18 protein-coding genes, 1 tRNA gene and 1 pseudogene are annotated in these 25,383 nt (G+C 71.9%); 14 read left to right on the top strand and 6 right to left on the bottom strand.

Annotation, left to right across the window (positions count from 1 at the left end; genetic code table 11):
• Positions 1 to 5 precede the first annotated feature (5 nt).
• On the top strand, positions 6 to 1,490 hold the full coding sequence (locus ACZ56E_RS36540) for a DUF2079 domain-containing protein (RefSeq protein WP_471221070.1): 1,485 nt from the start codon (positions 6 to 8) through the stop codon (positions 1,488 to 1,490).
• Between the two features lie 91 nt (positions 1,491 to 1,581).
• On the opposite strand, the gene ACZ56E_RS36535 is transcribed toward ACZ56E_RS36540, so the two are convergent.
• Both ACZ56E_RS36535 and ACZ56E_RS36530 read right to left on the bottom strand, forming a co-directional pair.
• Positions 1,582 to 4,164, bottom strand: coding sequence for an ABC transporter permease (locus tag ACZ56E_RS36535; protein ID WP_471221068.1), 2,583 nt, complete (start codon positions 4,162 to 4,164; stop codon positions 1,582 to 1,584).
• Positions 4,161 to 4,949 (bottom strand): ABC transporter ATP-binding protein, encoded by a 789-nt coding sequence (locus tag ACZ56E_RS36530; protein WP_398303489.1) that lies wholly within the window; start codon positions 4,947 to 4,949, stop codon positions 4,161 to 4,163. The genes ACZ56E_RS36535 and ACZ56E_RS36530 overlap by 4 nt, the downstream gene beginning before the upstream one ends.
• Positions 4,950 to 5,326: 377 nt before the next feature.
• Here ACZ56E_RS36530 and ACZ56E_RS36525 point away from each other — a divergent pair, with 377 nt between their 5' ends.
• The 5 genes from ACZ56E_RS36525 (at position 5,327) to ACZ56E_RS36505 (ending at position 11,384) form a co-directional block, all read left to right on the top strand.
• Complete coding sequence (locus ACZ56E_RS36525) at positions 5,327 to 6,850, top strand: MDR family MFS transporter (RefSeq protein WP_471221066.1); 1,524 nt, start codon at positions 5,327 to 5,329, stop codon at positions 6,848 to 6,850.
• A 109-nt stretch (positions 6,851 to 6,959) separates the two neighbouring features.
• Positions 6,960 to 7,397, top strand: a complete 438-nt coding sequence (locus ACZ56E_RS36520) for a DUF485 domain-containing protein (protein WP_471221064.1) — start codon at positions 6,960 to 6,962, stop codon at positions 7,395 to 7,397.
• Positions 7,394 to 9,007, top strand: a complete 1,614-nt coding sequence (locus ACZ56E_RS36515) for a sodium/solute symporter (protein ID WP_471221062.1) — start codon at positions 7,394 to 7,396, stop codon at positions 9,005 to 9,007. The genes ACZ56E_RS36520 and ACZ56E_RS36515 overlap by 4 nt, the downstream gene beginning before the upstream one ends.
• Before the next feature lie 123 nt (positions 9,008 to 9,130).
• Positions 9,131 to 11,062: a pre-toxin TG domain-containing protein gene (locus tag ACZ56E_RS36510; protein WP_471221060.1), complete on the top strand. Its 1,932-nt coding sequence runs from the start codon at positions 9,131 to 9,133 to the stop codon at positions 11,060 to 11,062.
• Complete coding sequence (locus ACZ56E_RS36505) at positions 11,052 to 11,384, top strand: hypothetical protein (protein ID WP_471221058.1); 333 nt, start codon at positions 11,052 to 11,054, stop codon at positions 11,382 to 11,384. The genes ACZ56E_RS36510 and ACZ56E_RS36505 overlap by 11 nt, the downstream gene beginning before the upstream one ends.
• Positions 11,385 to 11,452: 68 nt before the next feature.
• Here the strand turns inward: ACZ56E_RS36505 and ACZ56E_RS36500 are convergent, their stop codons facing one another.
• The 3 genes from ACZ56E_RS36500 to ACZ56E_RS36490 form a co-directional block, all read right to left on the bottom strand.
• Positions 11,453 to 12,352, bottom strand: a complete 900-nt coding sequence (locus tag ACZ56E_RS36500; protein ID WP_471221053.1) for a cellulose-binding protein — start codon at positions 12,350 to 12,352, stop codon at positions 11,453 to 11,455.
• Positions 12,353 to 12,589: 237 nt separating this feature from the next.
• The gene (locus ACZ56E_RS36495; RefSeq protein ID WP_471221051.1) at positions 12,590 to 15,862 is read right to left on the bottom strand and encodes an SUKH-4 family immunity protein; all 3,273 of its coding nucleotides are present in this window, start codon (positions 15,860 to 15,862) and stop codon (positions 12,590 to 12,592) included.
• Between the two features lie 7 nt (positions 15,863 to 15,869).
• On the bottom strand, positions 15,870 to 16,862 hold the full coding sequence (locus ACZ56E_RS36490) for an SMI1/KNR4 family protein (RefSeq protein WP_471221049.1): 993 nt from the start codon (positions 16,860 to 16,862) through the stop codon (positions 15,870 to 15,872).
• Between the two features lie 740 nt (positions 16,863 to 17,602).
• Here ACZ56E_RS36490 and ACZ56E_RS36485 point away from each other — a divergent pair.
• Together ACZ56E_RS36485 and ACZ56E_RS36480 are read left to right on the top strand one after the other, a co-directional pair.
• Positions 17,603 to 18,100 (top strand): annotated as a pseudogene (locus tag ACZ56E_RS36485) (YwqJ-related putative deaminase); the annotation flags it as partial.
• Between the two features lie 59 nt (positions 18,101 to 18,159).
• The gene (locus tag ACZ56E_RS36480) at positions 18,160 to 18,690 is read left to right on the top strand and encodes an SUKH-3 domain-containing protein (protein WP_468610191.1); all 531 of its coding nucleotides are present in this window, start codon (positions 18,160 to 18,162) and stop codon (positions 18,688 to 18,690) included.
• 61 nt (positions 18,691 to 18,751) lie between these two features.
• Here the strand turns inward: ACZ56E_RS36480 and ACZ56E_RS36475 are convergent, their stop codons facing one another.
• Entirely contained in the window at positions 18,752 to 20,074 is a 1,323-nt protein-coding gene (locus ACZ56E_RS36475; protein ID WP_471221047.1) for a sensor histidine kinase, read from the bottom strand.
• A gap of 168 nt (positions 20,075 to 20,242) precedes the next feature.
• Between ACZ56E_RS36475 and ACZ56E_RS36470 the strand changes: the two genes are divergently transcribed.
• The 6 genes from ACZ56E_RS36470 to pth all read left to right on the top strand — a co-directional run bounded on the left by ACZ56E_RS36470 (position 20,243) and on the right by pth (position 25,367).
• Positions 20,243 to 21,118, top strand: a complete 876-nt coding sequence (locus tag ACZ56E_RS36470; RefSeq protein ID WP_471221045.1) for a terminase gpP N-terminus-related DNA-binding protein — start codon at positions 20,243 to 20,245, stop codon at positions 21,116 to 21,118.
• A gap of 27 nt (positions 21,119 to 21,145) precedes the next feature.
• Positions 21,146 to 21,218 (top strand) — tRNA-Gln (locus ACZ56E_RS36465).
• 130 nt (positions 21,219 to 21,348) lie between these two features.
• Positions 21,349 to 22,797, top strand: coding sequence for a bifunctional UDP-N-acetylglucosamine diphosphorylase/glucosamine-1-phosphate N-acetyltransferase GlmU (glmU, locus tag ACZ56E_RS36460; RefSeq protein ID WP_468610194.1), 1,449 nt, complete (start codon positions 21,349 to 21,351; stop codon positions 22,795 to 22,797).
• A 113-nt stretch (positions 22,798 to 22,910) separates the two neighbouring features.
• The gene (locus ACZ56E_RS36455; RefSeq protein ID WP_150168841.1) at positions 22,911 to 23,885 is read left to right on the top strand and encodes a ribose-phosphate diphosphokinase; all 975 of its coding nucleotides are present in this window, start codon (positions 22,911 to 22,913) and stop codon (positions 23,883 to 23,885) included.
• A gap of 179 nt (positions 23,886 to 24,064) precedes the next feature.
• The gene (locus ACZ56E_RS36450) at positions 24,065 to 24,661 is read left to right on the top strand and encodes a 50S ribosomal protein L25/general stress protein Ctc (protein WP_471221042.1); all 597 of its coding nucleotides are present in this window, start codon (positions 24,065 to 24,067) and stop codon (positions 24,659 to 24,661) included.
• Between the two features lie 103 nt (positions 24,662 to 24,764).
• Positions 24,765 to 25,367 (top strand): aminoacyl-tRNA hydrolase, encoded by a 603-nt coding sequence (pth, locus tag ACZ56E_RS36445; protein ID WP_468610198.1) that lies wholly within the window; start codon positions 24,765 to 24,767, stop codon positions 25,365 to 25,367.
• Positions 25,368 to 25,383: the final 16 nt, after the last annotated feature.

The raw sequence follows: 25,383 nt of genomic DNA, 5'->3' as shown, positions 1-25,383 counted from the left end.
CTTTGATGCGCACCACCACCGCACGGGACTCCGCCCAGGACCCCGCTCCTCGAACGCCGGACGGGCCGGGCTCCTCCCCCTCCCACGACCTCATACCGGAGCGGGACCGGACCGCCACCGCCCCCGACAGGGCGGGACGCCTCTGGGACCGCGCCCCCTACCTGCTCGCCGCCTGCCTGTTCCTCGCGTACGCCGTCGTCTCCGTCAGCCGGTACCGGCGGCTAGAGACGCGCTCCTGGGACCTCGGCATCTTCGAGCAGGCCGTCCGCGCGTACGCGCACCTCCAGGTGCCGGTGGCCGACCTCAAGGGGCCCGGCGCGAACATCCTCGGTGACCACTTCAGCCCCGTCACCGCCCTCCTCGCGCCCGCCTACCGGCTCTTCCCCTCGCCGGTCACGCTGCTCGTCGCACAGGCGCTGCTCGTCGCCGTCTCCGTCGTCCCCGTGACGCGGGCGGCGACCCGGCTCCTGGGGCGCGGCCAGGGGCTCGCCGTCGGGGTGGCGTACGGCCTGTCGTGGGGCGTCCAGCGCGCCGTCGACTTCGACTTCCACGAGATCTGCTTCGCCCTGCCGCTGATCGCCTTCTCCCTCGAAGCGCTGCTGCGGCAGCGGTGGCGTGCCGCCCTGCTCTGGGCGCTGCCGCTCGTCCTCGTCAAGGAGGACCTGGGCGCTACCCTCGCGGCGATCGCCGTGGTCGTGGCGATCCGGTGCCGCCGCAGGGACCCGAAGGCGCTGCGCCACGCCCTCGGGGTCGCCGCGTTCGGCGCGATCGCCACCCTCGTCACCCTCACCCTGGTCATCCCCGCCTTCAACTCGGTCGGCGCGTACGACTACTGGGACAAGGTCGGCGACGCGGGCGGCGCCGGCGTCCTCGACGGCGCGGGCACCAAGCTGCGCACCCTCGCCTGGCTGCTCGTCCCCACCACCGGGCTCCTCGCGCTGCGCTCGCCGCTGCTCCTGGTCGCGCTCCCCACCCTCGGCTGGCGGTTCCTCTCCGCCGACGACCACTACTGGGGCACCGACTGGCACTACAGCGCCGTCCTGATGCCCGTCGTGCTGCTCGCCCTCGCCGACGCCGTCGCCGCCGCGCGCCGCGACCGGCGGCCGTGGCTGCGCCGGTACGCGGACCGGCTGCCGGCCTGCGCCGCGGCGGCCGCGCTCGCCCTCACGACGTCCCTGCCGCTGGCGGGCGTCACCGAGTCGTGGACGTACGGGAAGAGCAAGGAGGTCACCGCCGTGGAGCGGGTCCTCGACCGGGTCCCGGACGGCGCCACCGTCGAGGCGAACATCGGGCCGATCAGCAGGCTGACCTCGCGGGCCCGCGTCTTCTGGGTGGGCGCGGCCGACCCGGTCGTCCCCCAGTACATCGCTCTCGACGTCCGCTCCGGCTGGACGAAGGACCCCGTCGCGTACGCAGGCAAGCTGCACCCGGGCGTGCGGTACGTCGCCGAGGACGCCGCGTACGGGTACGTGCTGCTGCGCAAGGAGTAGGGCCCAGGGGGGACACATACCACCGGCCCCGGCGGGTGCGCTGTGAGCGCGCCCGCCGGGGCCGGTCTCCCCCGCACCCCCGTGGCGGTGGCTATTCGGTGGCGATGGCGTTGAGGACGTTCATCCGGCCGGCCCGGAAGGCCGGGACCAGCGCCGCGAAGAGACCCACGAACGCCGATCCGACGAAGACCGCGATGATCGTCGGCCACGGGATCTCCAGGACCTTCAGACCCTCCAGGGCGAGGAGCTGCTGGGCCGTCGCCCCCCAGCCCATGCCGAGGCCCAGGCCGAGGAGGGCGCCGAAGACGGCGATGACCACCGACTCCAGGCGGATCATGCGGCGCAGCTGGCGGCGCGAGAGGCCGATGGCCCGCATCAGGCCGATCTCGCGGGTGCGCTCCACCACGGAGAGGGCCAGGGTGTTCACGACGCCCAGGATCGCGACGATGATCGCCAGTCCGAGCAGGCCGTAGACCATGTTGAGGATCTGGCCGACCTGGTCCTTCAGGGTCTGCTTGAAGTCGGTCTGGTCCATCACCTTGTACTGCGGGTACGCCTCCAGGGACTTCTTCAGGGAGGTGTACGCGGCGTCCTCCTGGCCCTTGTCGGCCGTGGCGAACATGATGTCGTTCTGCGGCATCCGGTCCGCGGGGACGTACTGCTCGAGGGTCGTGATGTTGAGGTACATCGCGCCGTTGTCGACGGTGCCGTCGTCCTTGGTGACGGCCGCGAGCCGCAGCTTCGCCGTCTTCCCGTGCTCGAAGGCGACCTTCAGCTCGTCGCCCACCTTGAGGCCGTGCTTCTCGGCGAACTCGTCGCCGACCGACATGGCGTTCTTCCCGTACGCCGCGGACAGTTCACCGGCGACCGTCTCGCGGCGCAGGTCCTTGGCGTACGTCGGGTCGGCGGCGCTCAGGCCGACGCCCTCGACGGCCTTGCCGTCGGGCGTGGTCAGGTCCGCCTCGATCTGCTTGTAGCGCGTGATGTGGCCGATGTGGTCGGCCTTCTCCAGGGCCTCGGCGGCCTTCGTGGTGATGGAGATGCCGGGCTGGGTGGGCTGCACGATGAAGTCGGCGCCGACCGATTTGTCGAGCTCCTCCGTGGCGGACGCGACCATCGAGGAGCCGACGACGGAGAGGCAGGCGACCAGGGCGAGGCCGATCATCAGGGCCGCGCCGGTGGCGCCGGTGCGGCGCGGGTTGCGCAGGGCGTTGCGCTCGGCCATCCGGCCGACCGGGCCGAACGCCCGCAGGAGCACCGCGCTGAGGACGCGGACGACGCCGGAGGCGAGCACGGGGCCGATGACGACGAAGCCGATGAGGGTGAGGACGACTCCGCCGCCCAGGAAGAGGGAGCCTTCCTTGGCCTTGTCGGCCTGCGCGGCGGCGTAGAGGGCGAGGACGCCTGCACCGGTGAGGACCAGGCCGGTGACGGCGCGCAGCGCGCCCGCCCTGCCGTCGGCGGGGGTGCCCGCGTCGCGCAGCGCGGCCATCGGCGAGACCTTGCCGGCCCGTCGTGCGGGGAGGTAGGCGGCGAGGACGGTGACGACGATGCCGAGGACCATGCCGACGACGGGTGTCGTCCAGCTGACGGTCAGGTCGCTGGTGGAGAGCTCCATGCCCATGCCGGCCATGAGCTTCATGAGGCCGACGGCGAGGCCGATGCCCGCGCCGACGCCGAGGACGGAGCCGAACACGCCGAGCAGCAGCGCCTCGACGAGCACCGAGCGGTTGACCTGCTTGCGGCTGGAGCCGATGGCGCGCATCAGGCCGATCTCGCGGGTGCGCTGGGCGACCAGCATCGAGAAGGTGTTGATGATGAGGAAGATGCCGACGAGGAAGGCGATTCCGGCGAAGCCGAGCATCGCGTACTTCATGACGTCGAGGAAGCTGCCGACGTCCTTGCGGTTGTCGTCGGCGGTCTCCTTCTGCGTCCTGATGTCGTACGCGGCCCGGTCCAGGGCCGCCGCGACGTCGGCCTTCAGCTCGGTGTCGCTGACGCCCGCGTCCGCGGTGAGGTTGACCTGCGTGAACCGGCCGGTGCCGCCGAGGAGTTCGCGCTGGGAGGTGGCGGTGTCGAAGTAGAAGATCGCGGCGCCGGGGTTGGTCACCTTGAAGGTGGCGATGCCGGAGATCTTCGCGGTGTGGTCGCCGGTGGCGGCGATGGTGCGCAGCTCGTCACCGATCTTGAGGTCGTGCTTGTCCGCGGTGTCGGCGTCGACCATCACCTCGGTGGGGCCGCGCGGGGCGTGGCCGGAGGTGATGTCCATCGAACGCAGGTCGTTGCGCGTCCAGTTGCCCGCGATGGTCGGGCCGCCGCTGGTCGGCCCCATGTTCTTGTTCTTCTTGTCGACGACGGTCACGCTCTGGCTGCTGACGGCGCCTTCGGCGGCCTTCACGCCCGCGACCTTCCCGGCCTCACGGACGACGGAGGCGGGCAGCGACTCGGGCTTGCCGCTGCGGGGTGTCTCGCCCGCGTCCTTCGCGGACTTGGGGGTGACGGTGACGTCGGCGGAGGTCGCCGCGAAGAGCTTGTCGAAGGTGGTGCTCATCGTGTCGGAGAAGACGAGCGTGCCGCAGACGAACGCCACCGACAGGACGACGGCCACCGCGGAGAGCGCCATGCGTCCCTTGTGCGCGAAGAAGTTGCGCATCGAGGTCTTGAGGACGGTCATGACGTGCGCCCCCGGGCGTCGAACGACTTCATGCGGTCGAGGACCTGGTCGGCGGTGGGGTGGTGCATCTCGTCGACGATCCGGCCGTCGGCGAGGTACAGGACGCGGTCCGCGTACGAGGCGGCGACCGGGTCGTGCGTGACCATCACGATCGTCTGGCCGAGGTCGGTCACCGAGCGGCGCAGGAAGCCCAGCACCTCGGCGCCGGCGCGGGAGTCGAGGTTTCCGGTCGGCTCGTCGCCGAAGATGATCTCCGGGCGGGAGGCGAGGGCGCGGGCCACGGCGACGCGCTGCTGCTGGCCGCCGGAGAGCTCGGTCGGGCGGTGCTTGAGGCGCCCGGCGAGGCCCACGGTCTCCACGACCTGGTCGAGCCAGGCCCGGTCGGGCTTGCGGCCCGCTATGTCCATCGGGAGCGTGATGTTCTCGATGGCGTTCAGCGTGGGGAGGAGGTTGAACGCCTGGAAGATGAAGCCGATCCGGTCCCGGCGCAGCTGCGTGAGCTTCTTGTCCTTGAGGCCGGTGATCTCGGTCTCGTCGAGGTAGATCTGCCCTTCGCTGACCGTGTCGAGGCCCGCGAGGCAGTGCATGAGGGTGGACTTGCCGGAGCCGGAGGGGCCCATGATCGCGGTGAACTGCCCGCGGGCGATGTCGACGTCGATGCGGTCGAGTGCGACGACGCGGGTCTCCCCGCTGCCGTACGCCTTCACGACCTGGCGCGCCCGTGCCGCCACGGCCGTACGCCCTCCAGTGCCCCCGTGCCTGGGTGTGGTCACAGCCGTTGTCACGGTAAGTCTCCTATGTCGGTCATGCGGTGAGTCGGGCGCGTTCGCCGTGCGAACAAGTCTGGTGTCACAGAGGGGTCCGGCGCGCTGGTGCTCAGCGCAGTCTTTTCCGGGGGAAAACCCCACCCCCGCCGGTGCGGTGCGCCGTAAAGCCAATCTAAGGACCGGCCGGGCCCCGCTCATCCTCCAGTGGGACGAACGCTCCCCAGTCCGTTGTACGGAGGTTCCCCTAGGGGATCTCCACCCCTCGGTGGAGATCGACTCAGGGTCGTCGTCCCCCTGCCCCGCGCTCGCCCCGCGCCTGCCCCGCACCCTCCCCGGCTCCTCCCCCGGGTGAGAAAGTGGCCCGCAGCAACCGCGTGCAGGGGGAAGGAAGTTCCGTGGGCACCCAGGAAGCGATACGGGGCAGGGGTGCGGTCGTCGCCGCGCTGATGCTCGCCATGGCGCTGGTCGCCGTCGACTCCACCATCGTGTCGACCGCCGTCCCGCAGATCGTGGGCACGCTCGGCGGGTTCTCGATCTTCTCCTGGCTCTTCTCCGGCTACCTCCTCGCGGCCACGGTGACCCTGCCCCTCTACGGCAAGCTCTCCGACACGTTCGGCCGCAAGCCCGTGCTCATCGCGGGCTGCGTGCTCTTCCTCCTCGGCTCCGCGCTCTGCGCCCTCGCCTGGAACATGGAGTCGCTCATCGCCTTCCGCGTCGTCCAGGGACTCGGCGGCGGCGCCGTCCAGGGCACCGTGCAGACCCTCGCCGCCGACCTCTACCCGCTCAAGGAACGCCCCAAGATCCAGGCCAAGCTGTCCACCGTGTGGGCCACGTCGGCCGTCGCGGGGCCCGCGCTCGGCGGTCTCATCACCTCGTACACCGACTGGCGCTGGATCTTCCTGATCAATCTGCCCATCGGCGCGGTCGCGCTCTGGCTGATCGTGCGCCACCTGCACGAACCCGAGCGGGAGAGCGTGCCGCGCGGCCGCGTCGACTGGCCGGGCGCACTCGCCGTCTTCGCCTGCGGAGGCACCCTCCTGACCGCGCTCGTGCAGGGCGGGGTCGCCTGGGACTGGCTGTCGGCGCCCTCCCTCGCCCTCTTCGCCGCCGGGCTCGCGCTGATCGCCGTCGTCGTCCTCGTCGAGCGCCGGGCCGCGGAACCCATCATTCCCGGCTGGGTCTGGCGCAGGCGCACCATCGCCGCCGTCAACCTCGCGCTCGGCGCACTCGGCCTGCTGATGGTCGCGCCGACCGTCTTCCTTCCCACGTACGCCCAGTCCGTCCTCGGACTCGCCCCCGTCGCCGCCGGCTTCGTGCTCTCCGTGATGACGCTGAGCTGGCCGGTCTCCGCCGCGTTCAGCCAGCACCTGTACCGCAGGATCGGCTTCCGCAACACCGCGGCGATCGGCATCTCCGCGGCCGCGCTGATCCTCTTCGCGTTCCCCCTGCTGCCCTACCCCGGCTCCGCCTGGCAGCCCGCCCTGCTCATGCTGCTGCTCGGCGCGGCCCTCGGCATCTTCCAACTGCCGCTCATCGTCGGCGTCCAGTCCACCGTCGGCTGGGCGGAGCGCGGCACGGCCACCGCGTCCGTCCTGTTCTGCCGCCAGATCGGGCAGACGCTGGGCGCGGCCCTGTTCGGCGCGGTCGCCAACGGAGTGCTCAGCGCGCGCCTCGACGGGGCCGGGTCCCTCGACTCGGTGGCGCGCATCCTGGACGACCCGGGGTCTGTGGCCGACCCCGAGCCGCTGCGGCGGGCCGTCGACTCGGCCGTCGACGCGGTGTATCTCGGGGCGGGCTGTGCCGCCGTACTCGCCCTGCTCGTCCTGCTCCTCCTGGCACCGCGGCGCTTCCCCGTCCTCAAGGACACGCAACTCGCCCCTCAGCAGGAGCAGTTGTCCCCCACACAACAGACCGACTGACCGGATCCCCGAAAACCCCGCACGCCACCCCTACTTACAAGTAACGTCTCGCTCCCCTCGCTCCCTGCGGTCCGCACCACGGACCGGAAGCCGCGCAAGGAGAACCGGGATGACCCACCCCCCGTACGACGCCCCCGTCCCGCCCCCACGGCCCGAGCCCCACCTCACCTACCCCTGGCAGCCACCGCCCCCGCCACCACCGCCGCCACCGCCCCCTCTCCCCCGCCACCCCGCACCCGGCCGCCACAGCGACCTGCGCAAGCTGCGCGGCGCCTACCGACGGCAGCGCAGAATCGCCACCCTCACCGCACTCGGCTACTTCACGCTCTTCCTCACCCTGTCCGCCCTCGCCCCGTCCCTCCTGGCACGCACCGTCTCCGGCGGCCTGAACACCGGACTGCTGCTCGGCCTCGGCCAACTCCCCGTCACCTGCCTCGCCCTCGTCCTGTACGAGTACACGGCCCGCCGCCGCGTCGACCCACTCGCCCGGCGGCTGCGCAGACAGGGCGGACCGGCCCCCGCACGGACGGGCGGCGAACCCGCATGAGCGACCAGGCACAGACCATGTCCCTCGTCGCCTTCACCGTCGTCGTCACCCTCACGCTGCTGCTCTGCGTCCTGACCGGACCCGACCGGGACGACCTCGACGAGTTCTACACCGGCTTCGGGGCGCTCTCCCCGCTGCGCAACGGCCTCGCCATCGCGGGTGACTACATCTCCGCCGCCACCGTCCTCGGCACCACCGGCGTGATCGCCCTCCTCGGCTACGACGGCGTGGTCCTCGCCCTCGGCACGGCGCTCTCCCTCACCCTCCTGATGTTCCTGCTGGCCGAACCCCTGCGCAACGCGGGCCGGTTCACCATGGGCGACGTCGTGGCCCGCCGCATGCCGGGCCGCGCCGTCCGCATCGCCGTGTGCGCGGCCACCCTGGCCGCCCTGCTCCCGCTCATGCTGGTCCAACTGGCCGGCGCGGGCGACCTCCTCGCCTTCCTGCTCGGCTTCTCCGACGACGGCCTGAAGACCGGCTGCATCGTCGCCCTCGGCGTCCTGATGATCAGCTACGCCGCGATCGGCGGCATGAAGGGCACCGCCCTCATCCAGATCCTCAAGATGGTGATGCTGCTCGGCTCCGGCGCGGTGATCGCCGCACTGATCCTGCGCCGCTTCGACTGGGACGCCGGCGCCCTGCTGACCGCCGCACAGCGCGGCAGCGGCGCGGGACCGGACTTCCTCCGGTCCGGCCTCCAGTTCGCGGACAGCCCCAACCCCCGCCTGGACATGATCAGTTCCGAGCTGACGGTGGTCCTCGGCGGCGCGGCGCTCCCCCACGTCACCATGCGCATGTACACGGCGCGCACCGCCCGCGAGATACGCCGCTCCATGTCCTGGGCGGTCTCCGCGGTCTCCCTCTTCGTCCTGGTCATCACCGTCGTGGGATTCGGCGCGACCGCGCTCATCGGCGGCGCCGCCATCGCGAAGGACGACCCGCAGGGCAACACCGCCTTCCTGCTCGGCGCCCGCGCGGCGTTCGGCGCCCACACCTCGACCGCGGAGACGCTGGTCTTCACGACGGTCACCACGGCACTGTTCCTGACGCTGCTCGCCTCCGTGGCCGGCATGATCCTCGCCTGCGCCAACTCCCTCGCCCACGACGTCCTCGCCCACGGCCGCGCCTGCTCGCCCCGCCGCGAGATGACACTGGCCCGCGCCTCCGCACTGGCCACCGGCGCCCTCGCGATCGTCCTCGCCGTCCTCGTCAAGGACCACAGCCTCCAGCCCCTGGCCACCCTCTCGTTCTGCCTGGGCGCCTCGGCCCTCGCCCCCGCCCTCGTCTACACCCTCTTCTGGCGCCGCTACACCCGTACGGGACTGCTCTGCACCCTGCTCGGCGGCACACTCGGCGCGACGATCCTGATGACCGGCACGAACCTGGTCTCCGGCAGCCCCGGCGCCGCCTTCCCGAACCACGACTTCACCTGGTTCCCCTTCACGACGACCGGCATCGCCTCCATCCCCCTCGGCTTCCTCCTCGGCTGGCTCGGCACCCGCCTCTCGAACCACGACGAGACCCAGGACCACCGCAAGCGGTACGAGGCGGTGGAGGGCTGGATCCTGGCGGGGGCGGCACAGAGGGGGAAGTACGGACTTGGTGATTGAAAGTCAGACATTCCATGACGTCGCGGTGTTACCGTACTTGCCGGTAATTATGGCGGGTACCCGTCAGAAAAGGCTCGGGGGGCACACCGTCATGGGCGCTGTTCCCCCATGACCAAGGAACACATGCACCACAGGAAAACCACCGGCCTGGTCGCCACGGCGACCGCCCTGTCCCTCTCGCTCGCGGCGGCTACGGGCATGGGCGGTACGGCCTTCGCCGCCGAGAAGAGGCCGCCGAGCCTCCTGGAGATCGCCGAGCGCGTCTCGCACTACGCCCACTGCGACGATCTCGGCCTCGTCGAAAAGGCCGACTGCCTGCGGGAGTTCAGCCGCAAGGCACTCATCGCCGGCGTGGGCACCGCCCTGTTCCTCTACGGGACGCAGTCGGCGATGAAGGATCACGGCGCCCGCTTCAAGACGCTCGACACAGAGCTGAAGGCGCTGGGCAAGCTGAAGCTCGCCGAGCTCAAGGACCCCTCGTCGACGTCCGACCCGAAGGAGCAGGAGCGCATCCTGACCCAGGCGGTCAAGACGGCCAAGGCCGCAAAACCGCACCTGGCGAACCTCGCGAGGAACGTCGCCAAGGCCGACGAGACAATGGGCACGACGAGCGACTCGCTCTTCGTCCTCAGCGTTCTCACCGTCATCGTCGGCGACTACGGCTTCCCGCCGCCCAGGGACGTCAAGCCCGTCAAGGACACCACCGACTGGGGCAAGGAGCTCAGGGAGCTCAACGCGGCCTTCGACCAGATGAACAAGGGCTTCGCCCAGATGGACCGCGGCCTCAAGGTAATGAACGAGGGCGTGGACGAGGTCAACAAGGGCCTGGCCAAGGCGAACAAGGGAATCGCCAAAGCCAACAAGGGCATGAAGGAGATGAACTCCGGCATCGCCCAGGCCAACCGCGGTATGGAGACCGCGAACAAGCACGTCCCCGGCATCAAGAAGGGCGCCGAGCGGCTCAGCGAACTCCCGGACATCGACTTCGATTTCTCCCACGTGGGCGACTCGTGGGGCACGGGCTCCTCAGGCCTCGACGAGGCGACCCAGCAGCGCCGGATGTCCCTCTTCCTGGACCTGGTGCCGGGCATCGGTGACGGCAAGGGCATCGTGGAAGCGCTGACCGGCAAGGACCTGGCCACCGGCGAGAAGCTCAGCGGGACGGAGCGGGCGGCCGGTTCCCTCGCCGTCCTGCGCTGGCTCAAGGTCGGCGCCAAGGTGGGCGCCAAGGCCCTGACCGCCGACGACGTCCGCAAGGCCCGCAAGAGCAAGAACATCGGCACCGCCTGCGCGGGCAACAGCTTCCTGCCGGGCACCCCCGTGCTCATGGCCGACGGTTCCGCCCGCCCCATCGAGCAGATCCACGAGGGCGACAAGGTCCTGGCCACCGACCCGGCCACCGGCCGCACCGAGGGACAGCCCGTCACCGACCTCATCGTGGGCAGCGGCGAGAAGAACCTCGTCGAGGTCGGTGTGGACGTGGACGGCGACAGCGGCGACCACACCGCCTCGGTCACCGCGACCGACCTGCACCCCTTCTGGACCGGCGGCTCGGACCAGTGGACCAACGCGGCCGACCTCCGGCCCGGGATGACACTGCGGACCGATGCGGGAGCGCCCGCCCGCATCGATACGGTCACCTCGCGGAGCGCCCGGACGGCAGAGGTCCGCAACCTCACCGTGGCCGGCGCGCACACGTACTACGTGCTGGCAGGCGACACCCCGGTCCTGGTGCACAACGCCGCCCCGTGCAAGATCATCACGTCGGCCATCGGCAAGGACTCCCAGCTGTCGAAGGCCGCACAGCAGGCCGGCAAGAACCAGACGGTCCAGCGCGACCTCGATGGTCTCTTCGAGCAGCTGTCCCGTGGAAACATGAATCCGGGGCTCGGCAGCAAGGCGCTGGCGGGAACCGACATCACGTACGCCCGCGGCCGGAACGGCGGACGCCTGTTCTTCCGGAACGTGGCGGGTGGCATCGAGATCGTCGGCAAGTCCGACAAGGGCAACGAGTCCAAGGTGATTGCGAGGCTGAAGCAGCTCTATGGAAAGTGACCCGCAGCTCCTGGTCGCGGACGAACAGTTCACCGCCCTCTTCATGCTGGGGGCGGGCGACCGGGCCGAGGACGTCGAGAACGTCGACGCCGAACTCCGGCTGCCCGACGGCACACGATGGAGCGCCACCTTCATGACGCTCCACGAGATCGCCAGGGTCATGGACCGCTGGAAGGAGACGGGGGAGTGCGCGGGCGGCGCCTTCTTCCAGTGCCCGGACCTCGTCGTCGTCCCGGCCGGCGGGGTCGACGCGATGATGGCGGCGTTCCGCGGCATCCTCGACTCCGGCGGCCCCGAAGGCGTCCTGCCCGGCCTGGACTGAATCCGCCCCGGCCTCTCCCTGCCCCGGCCCACCAAGTGACGGGGCAGGGAGCCTCCGGAACCGGCGGGCTAAGGCGTCTCCTCCGCCGGGGCGCGGCCCGTCAGGGCTGCCAGGCTGCTGCGTACGTGGTCCATGTGGGCCCGCACCTCGTCCCACTGCTCGCCGTGCTCGCGCAGCACCCGCTCCGTGTCGCGGGCCAGCCGCTCCTCGACCAGGACGGCCTCCGCGACCAGCTCCGCGCCGTGCGCCTCCGCGTCCTCCTGCCGGTGCCGCGCGGACTCCTCCGCCTCGGCGAGCGCCCGCTTGGCCGCCGAGAGCCGCGCCTCCGCGGCGGCCACCCGTTCCGCGTCCCGCGCGTCCGACACCGCCTCCCGCTCCGCGATCTCCCGCTCGGCGGCCTCCCACCGCTCGCCCTGCTCCTTCTCCTGCTCGGCGAAGAGCGCCTCGCACCGCTGCCGCATCTCCCGCAGCGCGGCCAGCGCCTCGCCGCGCCACGCCTTCACGTCCCGCCGCGCGGAGATCCGCGCCTCGTCGGCCGTCGCCCGGTCCGCGAGGAGCCGCTGCCGCACCCGCTCGTCCGCCTCGGCGCCCACCTCCTCGGCGTGGGCGCGCGCGGCCTCCCGCACCTCCCGCGCCGCCGCCTCGGCCGTCTCCGTCAGCCGCCGCGCCTCGGCCTCCGCGTCCTCGCGCAGGGCGGCGGCCTCCGTCTCGGCGAGAGCCAGGATCTGTCGGGCGCGCTCGCCCAGCGTCTCGTACGTCTGGGGGGCGAGCCGCGCCACCACGTCCCGCAGGTGCTCGGCCTCCACCTCCATGTCCTTGGCGAGGACGGTCAGCCGGGCGGCCCGCTCCCACGCCTCGTCCCGCGCCCGGGACAGACCGGCGGCGTACGCCTCCACCTGCTCGGGACGGTAGCCGCGCCCCCGCACCGTGACGAAGCCGTGCGACGACGGTGCACCGCTGCTGCTCATCCTGGACCACCTCTCCGACGCACCACGCGCGTACAGCGCGATTGGCGCACATCTTGATGGATCAAGCGGAAGCGCTCATAACCCGACACTCCGCCCACTCCGCCCGGTCAAGGATGCGTCAATTGGGGCCGGAAGTCGGAATCGGGGCGTCATTCCCGCCGCCCACGCCCCGAATGGCCGAGGCGCCCGCCCCGTGCCCCGGGTCGGGCGCCTCGCTCGAGCACTCGTGGCCACGGGCTACAGCAGGCCGTCCCACATCTGCTCGAGCAGCACCGACCACCAGCTCTCCGGCGACGCGAGCGCCGCCCCGTCGAGAGCCGCCAGCTGGTTCTGGAAGTCGACGGTCCAGCGGCCCGCCTGCTCCTGGTTGAGCCCGAAGCGCAGCCGCCACATCCGGCCGAGCAACGCCATGCAGCGCGCGAACTCGGTCAGCCCCGTGTTCACGAACTGCGGCGGCACGGGGGCGCCGCCGGGACCGGCCTCCACCGGCACCGCCACGATGTTCGCCGTGCCGTACTGGACGCACAGCGCGCGCCCGAAGTCACTGCCCATCACCAGGTACGAGCCCGCGTCGGACGCCGGCTGCACACCCCGCTCCTGCGCCAGCTCCGCCAGCGTCGGCACCGGGCGCCCCGGCTGGGCCTGTGCCCAGAAGAACGGCCCGAAGTCGACGGGCAGGCCCGCCACCACGAGGGTGTGCGCCACGAGGTCCGGCACGCCTTGGCGGGACACCGCCCGCTGGTCGAACCGGAAGATGCCAGGGCCGAAGGCCGCGGCCAGCTCCTGCGCGACGCCCTCCGGCGGGATCGGCGGCGCGGGCGCCACCTGCTGCAGCGGTGCGCGCACCGGCGCAGGCCTGGCGGGGCCGTCCGCGACCTGGTGCAACTCGCCCTGGTGCGCGAGCAGCTGCTGCATGCCCTGGCGACGGGACGCGTGATCCCTGCCGTACGGGGCGATCGACGTGATCCGCGCCTGCGGCCAGGTCTCGCGGATCATGCGGGCGCAGTACGCGCCCGGCAGCTCGCAGGACTCCAGCTCGGTGTGGAGTTCGAGCACCTGCTGCGGCGGCACGTTCAAACCGCGCAGCTCGTGCAGGATCTGCCACTCCGGGTGCGGGGTGCCGGGCGCGGAACGGCGGATGAGCTGCTGCTCGGAGCCGTCCGCGGCGCGGTAGCGCAGCACGGCCTGGTAGCCGGGGCCGACGGTCGGCTGACCGGTGGGCTGCTGCGGGTAGCCGTACGGCTGGCCTCCCGGTACGCCGGGGTGGCCCGGCGCGGGCGGCGGCGGCATACCGGGCGCACCCGGGCCGCCGACCGCGGGGCCGGCCAGCATCGTCGCGGCGTGGTGGACGCCGCCGGGGGGCGGCGGGGTGCCGGGGCCTGCGGGTGCGCCCGGAGCGCCGGGGCGGGCGCCGGGCTGGCCGGGGGGCCCGGGAGGACCGGGAGGCTGCGGCGCACCAGGAGTACCGGGGACCCCGGGGGGTGCGGGCGGCTTGAGCCCACCCGGACCGCCGGGCCCGCCCTGACCGCCCATGCTCGGGTCGGCAAGCATCGTCGCCGCGTGGTGCACCCCGCCCGGGGGCGTACCGGGAGCACCGGGCGGACCGGGAGGCTGGGGCGCGCCAGGGGCACCCGGAGCACCCGGAGCACCGGGGGGAGCCGGCGGCTTCACCCCGCCGGGGCCGCCCATGCTCGGGTCGGCCAGCATCGTGGCCGCGTGGTGGACTCCGCCCGGGGGCGTACCCGGAGCGGCCGGGGGCTGAGGGCCGTCCGGACCGAGCGAGGACACGAGCTGCGTCGGAACGTAACCACCGGCGGGCGTGCCGGGGGCGCCGGGCCCCGAGGGCGGCGGCGTACTCCCGCCGGGCGCACCCGGCGGAGCGGGAGGCGGCGGCGTACTCGCCCCGCCCCCGCGGGAGCCGTGCGACGGCCCCTCCGCCTTGCTGGTGGCGGCATCCGCGATGTTCCCGGCCCCTGGGGCGCCGGGCGCCTGCGGGTAGCCGTACGCGGAGGCATCGGGGGCCTCGGAGGCGCCGGGCGGCGGAGGTGTCGGTGAGCCGGTGGGCGGCTGCGGCGGGGCGGGGGGCGGCCCGGCAGGAGCGGCGGGAACACCCGGCGCGGGGGCGCCCGGAGCGCCCGGAGTCCGGGCGGCGGGAGCACCAACGCCCGGAGCAGGCGGAGCCGCGTAACCGCCCGGCGCCGAAGCGGCGGCCGGAGCGCCAGGAGCCTGGGCACCCGGATCCGCAGGGCCACCCGGCGCCGAAGCGGGCGGGGCGCCCGGAGCCGGAGCACCCGAGGCACCCGGGGCCGGAGCGCCCGGAGCCGAGGCCGCGTCAGCACCAACGCCCGGAGCAGCCGAAGCCGCGTAACCGCCCGACGCCGAAGCCGCCGGAGAACCAGGGGCCGGGGCACCCGGAGCAGCGGAACCACCCGGAGCCGGAGCACCCGGGCCCGCCGAAGCATCCGAACCCGCAGGGCCACCAGACGCCGAAGCGGCCGGAGAACCAGGAACCGAGGCACCCGGACCCGCAGGACCGCCCGACGCCGAAGCAGCCGGACCACCCGGAGCCGGAGCACCCGGGCCCGCCCAAGCACCCGAACCCGCAGGACCACCCGGCACCGCAGTACCCGGACCCGCAGGGGCACCCGGCACCGGAGCACCCGGGTCACCCGGCGCCGGCGCGTCCAGTGCCGGAGCGATCGCCGTCGGCGGAAGGTGGCTGCCCCCGTGCATCAGTGCCGTCTTGGCCTCCGGGGCCACGCCCGGCGGCGGGGTGTCGTTGTCGTCCAGGCCCGCCAGCGGCGGCGCGAACACCGTTGCAGGCAGCGGTACCGAATGGTCCTCGCCCGCGTCGGAGTTGGTGTCCGTACCGGCCCACGGAGTCGCCCCCGCGGGCACGCCCGGCGACGTGGCGGGCAGGCTGTCGTCGCGCCCCGGCACATCGTCCTCGTCGGAGGCGGCGGCCGCAGGCCACGGCGTACCACCACCCGGAGCGGCAGAAGTCGCGGGAGTTGCGGGAGTCGCGGGAGCGCCGGGCGCCTCGGGGAAACCGGAAACCGGAAGCTCCTCGGCCGCCTCAGCCGCTGCGGACTCCCCGGACGTCGAACCCCCCGCCCCCGACCGCCGGTCCGGAATCCCCATCTTGTCCGCCGCCTCCTGGAGCCACTCCGGAGGCGTCAGCAGGAACGACGTCTGGTTCAGGTCGACCCGCTCCGGGGGTGCCGGCACCGCGTCCTGCGGTGCCGCGTCCGGCAGGCCGTACTCCTCCTCGTACCGGCGGATCACCTCGCCCACCGGCAGCCCGGGCCAGAGCGTCGCGTCGCCGCTGTCCCGCGCGATGACGAGCCGCTGCCCGCCGCCGTCCGACACCGGACCGTGCTCGCGGTCCTCGGCCCACACGACGAACCCCAGGTCGAACTCCCGGACCCGCACCTCACGGTGCTGATAGCCCGGTACGTCGCCGTTGATCCACTCCTCGGCGCGCTCCTGCGCCTGCGCGAAAGTCACCACTGTTACGTCACTCCCCACCCGGCACGGGGACGGCGTGCGCGAAGCCGCCGTCCACCATCAGGTTCGCCACGGTCTCCAGCTCGGGCGGATTGCCCGCGAGCCGGGACAGGAACACGTCGAAGTCGTCGCCGCACGGCAGCAGCAGCCGCCGCACCCGCTCGGCCGGCGGCCACCCCGCCGCCTCCGAGACGTCACGCGCGTCGTCGTACGCGCAGAACCACACCGAACCGATCCGGTCGCCCTTCACCTTCACGGCGAGCAGACCGCCCTGCACAAACCCGACGCCCAGGTAGTCCTTGGTCAGGTGGTCGCGCAGACACTTGTTCACGTACACCAGGTCGTTGACCGCGGCCTCGTCCCGCACCGTGAAGAACGGCTGGTCCACGAGCAGCCCCAGCTCGGCGTCGAGCGCCGCGCCGACCGGCGCGCAGCCGCCCGCCGCCTTCAGGAAGGAGCGGTAGGCGCCCGGCAGCCGGTACCCCAGGTCCTCCTCCACGCTCTGCACCTGCGCCTCGGTCACCGCGACCGAGGCCTTCGGCAGACCGAAGTGCGCGGGCCGCGTCTCCTGCAGCGGACGCGTCCCCCTCTTCTCCTGGTCCACGGCCGTCGTCGCCACTCCGCCGTGGTGCCGCAGCAGCGCCTTCACCTCGACGGGGACCAGCTCCAGACGGCGGCTGTGCGGCGCGTGGTGCCAGGTCCAGCCGTGCGGGGTCGCCACCGCGGGAATCGTGTCCCACAGTTCGTGACCCGCCGCCGCCATCGCCGCGTTCGCCGACACGTAGTCCGTCAGGCGAAGTTCGTCGACACCGAAACCCTCGGGCGGCTCGGCGATCTCCGCGGCGGCACGCGCGTACGACGAGAAGTCCGGGAACCCCTGCTCGTCCACCCGCACCCCTCTGGGATGGCGCGCGGCACGGACCGGGTCCGGGAAGTGCACGACCTGCCCGGCGTAGGCCGCGTTCGGCGGCGCGGACTGCTGCCCCAGCCGACCTGTCGTCATGGCGGTTGCCCCCTGCGGCACTGTGGAAGGTTCTGGTTCTGGTCCTGCGATGTCGACACAGCCTATGCGCAAGAACGGCACCGGTCACCGGGCCTCCGGTTCCATGACCACCAGCCACCGGACGGTCACCGTGCGACGAATCCCGAGGGAAAGCCAGGCGTGTCGCAGTGCCCCAGCTTCCGCACCACCCGCCCCATTTGGCAGGCTGTCCCCCGCAACGCGGGGGCGTGGCACACGCGGTGACGCCGCGAGCAGGGGGAGGGAAGAGCACGATGCAGACAGCACAGAGCAGCATGTCCGGCCACACGCTGTCCACGACGGCGGCCACCACGACGAACGGCACCACCGCACGGGGGCACGCGCCGGCGACCATTCCGACCGCAGGCGCCCCACGGGCAGGTGACGCCCGCGCGGGAGACACACGGGGCCGGGACGCACGAAGCGGGGACGCACGCGCAGGAGCCGCACGAGGCGGAGACGCACGCGCAGGAGCCGCACGTGCCGGAGACGCACGAGGCGGGGACGCACGCGCAGGGGACGCCCGCGGCGGAGACCCGCGCGCAGGAGCCGCACGAGGCGGAGACGCACGCGCAGGAGCCGCACGTGCAGGGGACGCCCGCGGCGGAGACCCGCGCGCAGGAGCCGTACGAGGCGGAGACGCCGCACGAGGCGGAGACGTACGCGGAGGAGACGTACGCGGAGGAGACGTACGCGGAGGAGACGTACGCGGAGGAGACGTACGCGGAGGAGACCCGCGCGCAGGAGACCCCCGCGTCGGCTGGAGCTCCACCGCCGCCCACGCGCCCATCCTGCGCCAGCGCCGCGACGGCATCCTGCCCACCGTCGCCGCCGCCCTCTCCGTACGCGGCCAGACCACCCTCACCTGCACCGCACGCCGCGGCGACGAGCCGCCCACCCTCCACCCGCTCGTCCAGGACTTCCTCGACGCCCTCACCAGCGGCCAACGCGAACGCTTCACCGGCCGCTGCGCCGAAGCCATCCTGATCTCCCGCCACCTCACGGCGGCCGACGCGAGCCGCTCCAAACGCGCCTCGCGCAAACCCATGACCAACGGCGAGGCCCGCAAGGCCCTCAAGCACGCCAAACTCACCACCCGCCGCATCCGCGAGGACGGCGACCCGCTGCACGGCGCCTTCGCCCAGCCCTGCCGCTCCTGCACCGCCCTCACCGCCCACTTCGGCGTCCGGGTCGTCGACCCCACGACAAGCGAAGCCTGACCGCCGCCCCGGCCGACCACCCCCCACGACCGCCCGCACGACCGAACAAGGGCCACCCGATGCACCCCGAACACCCCGCCACGGCCACCGCACCCGCCGCCGGCGGCAGCACGCGATTCCCCGTCCCCGTCGACGCCGCCCTCCGCGCGGCCGGCTGGCGCCCCGGCCACTGGGACATAAAGCAGGCCGAGATCTGGGCCGACGCCCTGCGCCGCCACACCTCGCCCGCCGGCCACCGGCACACCGTCTTCCCCGCCGCCGTCGAGGCCTGGGCCGAATTCGGCGGCCTGCACATCACGCCCCAGGGACCCGGCCGCCAGATAGCCCCCGCCACGGTCCACCTCGACCCCATGTACGGCCTGCACCTCGCCCGCACCCTCGGCGACCTCGGCCGCGCCCTCGGCACCCAGGTGTGCCCCATCGGCGAAGAGCCCGACAACCAGGCGCTCCTGGCGATCGACGTCGAAGGCCGCGTCTACAGCCTCGACCACAGCGGCGACTGGTTCCTCGGCGCCCACATCGACCAGGCCCTCGCCACCCTCATCACCGGCGCCCAGCCCACCCGCCTCTCGGCCACCGCGAGCATCTAGGCCCTGTGGGCCTGGGGCCTGCCCGGGGTCTCCCCTTCCTACGTACGCCGTCGGCGCGCCGCTACCCCGCCACCGCGGCCGCCGCCGGAAGCACCGCCGAGACGCGGAAACCGCCGCCGTCCGTCGGGCCCGACACGAACACCCCGCCCAGGTTCGTGACCCGCTCCTTCATCCCCACCAGCCCATTGCCGCCACTCGGCAGGCGCGCGTCCGCCGTCCCGTCCGGCTCCGGCGGCGGCTCGTTCTCCACCTGCATCGCGATCTCCGCGCCCCGGTACGCGAGCCGCACATACGTCTTCGCGCCCGCCGCGTGCTTGTGGACGTTCGTCAACGCCTCCTGCACCACCCGGTAAGCGGTCTGCTCCACCTCCGCGGAACAGTCGCGCGGCTCCCCCTGCACCGACAGGTCCACCGCCATCCCCGCCGCCCGCGACTGGCCCACCAGCTCGTCCAGCTCCGCCAGACACGGGCCGTCCTCGTCCACCGCGCGCGACGCCGCCGCGGCCGCCGCGAACCCCACGGCGGCCAGCGGCAACGGCTCCACGGGCTTCGCGCTCTTCGTACCGTCTCCGGTCCGCAGCACCCCGAGCATCTGCCGCAGCTCCGTCAGCGCCTGCCGGCCCATGTCACCCACGAGCGCCGCGTTCCGCACGGCCTTCTCCGGGTCCTTGCGGGCCACCGCCTGCAGCGCCGCCGCGTGCACCACCATCAGGCTCACCCGGTGCGCCACCACGTCGTGCATCTCGCGGGCGATCCGGGTCCGCTCCTCGTTCCGCGCCCACTCGGCCCGCTCCTCGGCCCGCTCGGCGAGCAGCTGAAGCTCCCGCTCCAGGCTGTCCGCCCGCTCCCGCATGCCCTCCACGAGACGGCGCCGCGCGCCGACGTACAGACCGAGCAGCACCGGCGGCGCGGTCACCCCTATCGCGGCGGTCACCGCGAAGAACGGAATGAACTCACTGCCGATCGACGGGCTGCCCTCCGCCATGTCCTGATTGGCCCGCACCAGCGCGACGATCAGCGTCCCCGCCATCGACATGCCGGCGAGGGCACCCGTGATGCGGCGCGGCAGCTCGGAGGCGGCCAGGGTGTAGAGACCGACGACCGTGAGCAGCACGCCCATCTGCGCGGGCGTGATCGCGATCGATATCAGCACGACGGCGACGGGCCAGCGGCGCCGGATCAGCAGCGCGGCACCCGCGAGCACGCCGAAGGCGATACCCACCGGCACGGGCAGTCCCGCGTCCCGCGCGAAGGCGACGCCCTCCGCTCCGCACTCCGCCGCGGACAGCACCCCGAGCCCCGCGTCCAGCGCGGCACCGCGCCACCGCTCCCACCACCACGGCCCGGTCAAGGCCGTGGTGCGGTCGTCCCCCGTCGTGGTCATGCCTTCCAGCGTACGGGCGTTCCGCCCCGGTTTTCCGGTGAGTTTCCCGCTCGGTGATCCAGCACACGCCCCGTTCGACCGAAAGCGAAACGCACCATTATCCCTCGAACTGTTGAACCCTTTACGGTTCCACCCCGGAACACCACATTCCGCCCCGAGGTTCGATCCATGACAGAGATCACGCCCGTCGAGGGCGGCGTGGGCAAGTACGGGGACTTCGAGGGACTGCGGGAGAGGGCGGTCGCCCTGCGACGGGCGGGGCTGAGCCTGCGGCAGATCTCCGCCGAGCTCGGCGTGCGCAGCAAGGAGACCCTGAGTCGACTGGTCCAGGGCGAGCCTCCTGCGGAGTGGACCAAACGCCCGAGGGCGAAGGACAGCCATCGGCGACGAGCGCGCGAGCTGCGGCTCCAAGGATGGACGTACAACGAGATCCAGGCCGAGCTGGGTTGCTCCAAGAGTTCCGTCTCGCTGTGGGTACGGGACCTGCCCTCGCCAGAGCCCCGCTGCACGCCCGAGGAGCAGAGAACGCGCATGAACGCGGGTCTCGCCGAACTGCGCGCCGCGCAGGAGCGGGAACGCCAAGCGCAGAAGGAGGCCGCGATGCGGACAGTGGGGCACCTGTCGGAGCGTGAGCTCTTCCTCGCGGGGGTGGCCCTCTATTGGGCCGAGGGCACCAAGAGCAAGACCTACCGCCGCAGCGAGGTCCTGCAGTTCATCAACAGCGACCCGGACGTGATCCGTTTCCACCTGCGCTGGCTCGCCTCGCTGGGCGTCACGAAGGATCGGCTGACCCTGCGCTTGAGCATCCACGAGAGTGCCGACGTGCCCGCCGCCGAGGCCTTCTGGGCGGGCGTCGTCGGAGTCGAAGCCACCGCCTTCAACAGGGCGACGCTGAAGAGGCACAACCCTCGCACGGTCCGGAGGAACACCGGGGAGGCCTATCACGGCTGCCTCATCGTCTACGTTCGCCAAAGCGCCGATCTCTACCGTCGCATGGAAGGGGCTTGGTACGGCATAGTGTTGGGTGCCGACTCGGCGACTTGACCTAATGTCCGGTTTAGTCGAGTTTCATCCCCCATGGTGTAATCAGGCAGCACTGCGGTTTTTGGTACCGTCTGTTCAGGTTCGAATCCTGATGGGGGAGCACTTTCTGCCGGGTCCTGGCCGTCAAGGTCGGGACCCGCCCTCATTTCCGCCCCACAACGCCCCGGTATCCTGCGGATGTCCTCCCCCCAGAGGAACCCCAACCCATCCGAAGCCGAAGGGCATCCCCCGTGAGCGCAACCTGCCCGGCAGCCGTCGTCGTCCTCGCAGCGGGTGAGGGCACCCGTATGAAGTCGGACCTGCCCAAGGTCCTGCACGAGATCTGTGGCCGTTCCCTCATCGGGCACGTGCTCCACGCCGCCTCCGCGCTCTCGCCCGAGCAGCTCGTCACCGTCGTCGGTTTCCAGAGCGAGCAGGTCAGGGAGCACCTGGGCGCCGTCGCGCCGCAGGTCCGCACCGCCTATCAGGCGGAGCAGAACGGCACGGGGCACGCCGTCCGCATCGCCCTGGAGGAGCTCGGCGGCCCGGTCGACGGCACCGTCGTCGTGGTCTGCGGCGACACCCCGCTCCTGACCGGCGCGACGCTGCGCAAGCTCGCCGCCGTCCACAGCGACGACGGCAACGCCGTGACCGTGCTGACCGCCGAGGTGCCGGACGCGACCGGCTACGGCCGCATCGTCCGCGACGCCGCGAACGGCGCCGTGACGGCGATCGTGGAGCACAAGGACGCCACCGAGTCCCAGCACGCGATCCGCGAGATCAACTCCGGTGTCTTCGCCTTCGACGGCCGGCTCCTCGCGGAGGCGCTCGGCAAGGTCCGCACGGACAACAGCCAGGGCGAGGAGTACCTGACGGACGTCCTCGGGATCCTGCGCGAGGCCGGGCACCGGGTGGGCGCCGCCGTGGCGGACGACCACGAGGAGATCGCGGGCATCAACAACCGCGTGCAACTGGCCCAGGCCCGGCGGACGTTCAACGACCGGCTCCTGACGGAGGCGATGCTGGCCGGCGTCACCGTCATCGACCCGGCGTCGACGTGGGTGGACGCCACGGTCACGTTCGAGCGGGACGCGGTCGTGCACCCGGGGACGCAGTTGCAGGGCGTCACGCACGTGGGCAAGGGCGCCGAGGTGGGCCCCAACACGCGGCTGAGGGACACGACGGTGGGCGCGGGCGCCCGGGTCGACAACAGCGTGGCGGACCACGCCGAGATCGGCGAGCGGGCGAGCGTCGGCCCGTACGCGTATCTGCGGCCGGGCACCCGGCTTGGGACCAAGTCCAAGGCGGGTACGTATGTGGAGATGAAGAACGCGACGATCGGTGAGGGCGCGAAGGTGCCCCACCTGTCGTACGTGGGCGACGCGACCATCGGCGAGTACTCCAACATCGGTGCCGCCAGCGTCTTCGTGAACTACGACGGCGAGGCGAAGCACCACACGACGGTGGGGTCCCACTGTCGTACGGGTTCGGACAACATGTTTGTGGCTCCTGTCACGGTCGGGGACGGCGCGTACACCGCCGCCGGGTCCGTGATCACGAAGGATGTGCCGGCCGGTTCGCTGGCCGTCGCCCGGGGCCAGCAGCGGAATATCGAGGGCTGGGTGGCCCGTAAGCGTCCGGGGAGCGCGGCCGCGAAGGCGGCGGAGGCGGCGTCCCGGGAGCCGGCCGGCGAAAGCTGACCGGAAACAGGTGCGTCTGACACGGCGTACCGTGATAGTGCACATTCGGCCGACTCGACGCACCGGGACGCGTGAGTACGGCAGCGGGAAGAACTCTCTGAGGAGACAGTGCTGTGACCGGGATCAAGACGACCGGCGAGAAGAAGTTGATGCTCTTCTCCGGCCGCGCCCACCCCGAGTTGGCCGAGGAGGTCGCACACAAGCTGGGTGTCGGCATCGTGCCGACGAAGGCCTTCGATTTCGCCAACGGCGAGATCTACGTCCGCTATCAGGAGTCGGCGCGCGGCGCCGACTGCTTCCTGATCCAGAGCCACACCGCTCCGATCAATAAGTGGATCATGGAGCAGCTGATCATGATCGACGCGCTGAAGCGCGCGTCGGCCCGCTCCATCACGGTCATCGTGCCGTTCTACGGTTACGCGCGGCAGGACAAGAAGCACCGCGGGCGTGAACCGATCTCGGCACGTCTGATCGCGGACCTGATGAAGACCGCGGGTGCCGACCGCATCCTCACGGTCGACCTGCACACGGACCAGATCCAGGGCTTCTTCGACGGTCCGGTCGACCACCTCTTCGCGCTGCCGATCCTCGCGGACTACGTGGGCGCGAAGGTCGACCGTTCGAAGCTGACGGTGGTCTCCCCCGACGCCGGCCGCGTCCGGGTGGCCGACCGCTGGTGCGACCGTCTCGGCGCGCCGCTGGCGATCGTGCACAAGCGCCGTGACAAGGACGTCGCGAACCAGGTCACCGTGCACGAGGTCGTCGGTGAGGTGAAGGGCCGCGTCTGCGTCCTGGTCGACGACATGATCGACACGGGTGGCACGATCTGCGCCGCCGCTGACGCGCTCTTCGCGCACGGTGCGGAGGACGTCATCGTGACGGCGACGCACGGTGTGCTCTCGGGTCCCGCCGCGGACCGCCTGAAGAACTCGAAGGTCAGCGAGTTCGTCTTCACGGACACGCTGCCCACGCCGAGCGAGCTGGAGCTCGACAAGATCACGGTGCTCTCCATCGCGCCGACGATCGCCAACGCGGTGCGTGAGGTCTTCGAGGACGGTTCGGTGACGAGCCTCTTCGACGAGCAGTAGGACCCGCTCGGAAGATCCTTTTGGTGCGGCCTCCCGCGCCGAGTAGACTGTCACAGTTGCTCGGCGAGGGAGGCCGCACTTTTCTGTGTGGCTGTCCGTTATCGACGCGCTCTTCGTAGCAGGCCGTTCGTGGCCGGGTGACCGATTCTTTTCCGTCACTGCATATACGAGGAGTGCACATGTCCGAGGTGAAGATCACCGCCGAGACCCGTACCGAGTTCGGCAAGGGTGCGGCCCGTCGTCTGCGTCGCGCCGACAAGCTGCCCGCCGTCGTCTACGGCCACGGCACGGACCCGGTCCACATCGCCCTTCCGCACCACGACACCCTGATGGCGCTGAAGACCTCGAACGTCCTGATCAACCTGGACATCGACGGTCGCAGCGAGCTCGTCATCCCGAAGGCCGTCCAGCGTGACGCCCTGCGCATCGGCATCCTCGAGCACGTCGACCTGCTCATCGTGAAGCGCGGCGAGAAGGTCACCGTCGAGATCCCCGTCCACACCGAGGGCGACCTGGCGCCGGGCAACAACCTGCTCGAGCACGTCCTGAACACCCTGCCGGTCGAGGCCGAGGCCACCCACATCCCGGAGTCGGTCACCGTCTCCATCGCGGGTCTGGACGCCGGCGACGCGGTTCTCGCCAAGGACATCCCGCTGCCCGCCGGCTCCACGCTGGCCGTCGAGGAGGACACCGTCGTCCTGCAGATCCTCTCGGCGCAGGCCGAGGAGGCCCCGGCCGAGGGTTCCGCCGAGGCCGACGCGGCCGCCGAGGCCTGAGCCTCGCGACGCACGTTCGGCACGGCAGCCGCCGCTCCCTCTGGGGGCGGCGGCTGCCGTGTATGAGGTCAGAGACGCGCGCAGGACCGCGTATGAAGGAGACATGCACGTGACGACCGACGCCAGCGCCCCCTGGCTGATCGCGGGCCTCGGCAACCCGGGCCCCGAGTACGCCATGAACCGGCACAACGTGGGCTTCATGGTGGCCGACCTGCTCGCGCACCGCATGGGCGGCAAGTTCAAGCGGGCCGGGAAGGCCCAGGCGCAGGTGATCGAGGGCCGCATCGGTCCGCCCGGCCCCGCGAACCGCCGGGTGATCCTGGTGAAGCCGATGTCGTACATGAACGTCTCCGGTGGCCCGGTGACGGCGCTCCGCGACTTCTACAAGGTCCCGACGGAGCACATCGTCGCGGTCCACGACGAGCTGGACATCGACTACGGCACGCTGCGGCTGAAGCTGGGCGGCGGCGACAACGGCCACAACGGTCTGAAGTCGATGACGAAGGCGATGGGTTCCGACTACCACCGGGTGCGGTTCGGCATCGGTCGCCCGCCGGGCCGGATGCAGGTCGCGGACTTCGTCCTGAAGGACTTCTCGTCGACGGAACGCAAGGAGCTGGACTACTTCGTGGACCGGGCGGCGGACGCGGTGGAGGCCCTGATCATCGAGGGCTTGGAACGCGCCCAGAGCACATACAACTCCTGAGGCCGCTCAGACTGCG

It is taken from the genome of Streptomyces sp. NPDC039480 (assembly GCF_055597165.1).
Note: the sequence above shows the minus strand (reverse complement) of the source record. Positions and strands in the feature narration are given on the sequence as shown.